The sequence below is a fragment of the Pseudonocardia sp. SID8383 genome (genome assembly GCF_009864975.1).
Taxonomy (GTDB): domain Bacteria; phylum Actinomycetota; class Actinomycetes; order Mycobacteriales; family Pseudonocardiaceae; genus Pseudonocardia; species Pseudonocardia alni.
In genome coordinates, this window is the sequence record NZ_WWFY01001088.1 from 1 (window position 1) to 1,472 (window position 1,472).

Here is a 1,472-nt window from a genome sequence, read left to right on the forward strand (position 1 = left end):
GCCGGGTCCGCCGCGCGACGGGGGTGCTCGCCGCCCTGGCGGTGCTGCTCGTCCTCGCCTGGTGGGTCGACGGCGGCGGCCCCGCCGGGCTGCTGGAGGGCGGCACCCGCGCGGTCGCCGAGACCGGACGGCTCTGCGGGCTGCTGGCGTCGCTGCTGCTGCTCGGGCAGGTGCTGCTCGCCGCCCGGATCCCACTGCTGGAGCACGCGTTCGGCCAGCGGCATCTCATCGCACTGCACCGCGGTACCGGGATCGCCTCGTTCGCCGGGATGCTGGCGCACGTCGGCTGCGCGAGCTGGGCGCACGGCCCCGCCGGCGCGGGCCGCGTCCCCGCCGGGTTCTGGCAGCTGACGTGGACCCGGCCCGGGATGGTCGCGGCCTCGCTCGGCACCGTCCTGGTGGTGCTCGTCGTCGTGACCAGCGCGCGGTGGATCCGCACCCGGCTGCGCTACGAGTGGTGGCACCTGCTGCACCTGTGGGGCTACGCCGGGGTGTTCCTCGCGCTGCCGCACCAGCTGTGGGCGGGGCGGGAGTTCACCACCTCGCCGTCGCGGACGGTGTTCTGGTGGGGGCTGTGGTCCGCCGCGGTGCTCGCCGTCGTGGTCTGGCGGGTCGCGGTCCCGGTGCTCCGGTCGCGCCGCCACCGGATCACCGTCGCCGCGGTGCTGCCCGAGGGCGACGGCAGCGTGTCGGTGCACATGACCGGCGACCGGCTGCGCGAGCTCGGCGCCTCGGCCGGGCAGTTCTTCGTCTGGCGGTTCCGGTCCGGGCGTGGCTGGCCCGCGGGCAACCCGTACTCGCTGTCGGCACCGCCGACGGCCCGCTCGCTGCGGATCACCGTCAAGCAGCTCGGCGACGGCAGCGCCGCCGTCCCGAACCTGCGGCAGGGCACCCGGGTCTACATCGAGGGCCCCTACGGCAGGCTCACCCCGCGCACCCGGACCAGCCCGCGGGTCGCGCTGATCGGCGCGGGCGTCGGGATGACCCCGTTGCGGGCGCTGGCGGAGAAGTTCCTCAACGAGTCCGCCGACGTCGTGGTGGTGCACCGCTTCACCCGCGAGCCGCTGTTCGCACGGGAGTTCACCCGCCTCGCCCGGGAGCGGAACCTGCACGTGGTGGCCTCGCCCGGGCGTCGCCGGGGGGCGGGGTCGTGGTGGGGCGCCGACGCGGGCCGGGCCGACGACCTCGCCGCGCTGCGGACCCGGATCCCGGACATCGCGGTGCGCGAGGTGTACGTGTGCGGGCCCGGCCGGTGGACCGCGATGGTCCGGCGCACCGTGCTCGACGCCGGGGTGCCGGAGCGGCGCGTGCACGTCGAGAACTTCGGCTGACGACGCGTCGGGAGCCCGGGTCGGGAGGCCCGCAGGGCGCGCGGTCTGCGTCCGGTCGGGCGGGGCGGACGGGTCAGGGCGCCAGGCGCTGCAGCAGGGCCATGACCTCGCCGAGGGTCGTCTCGACCACCCGCAGGCGCT

Annotated in this window: 1 protein-coding gene; it reads left to right on the plus strand. The window is 76.7% G+C overall.

Annotated features, from left to right (window positions below; all coding sequences use genetic code 11):
- Window positions 1-1,331: ferric reductase-like transmembrane domain-containing protein (locus GTW08_RS26395; RefSeq protein ID WP_161152675.1), on the plus strand; the 1,331-nt coding region annotated here is incomplete at its 5' end.
- Window positions 1,332-1,472 lie beyond the last annotated feature (141 nt).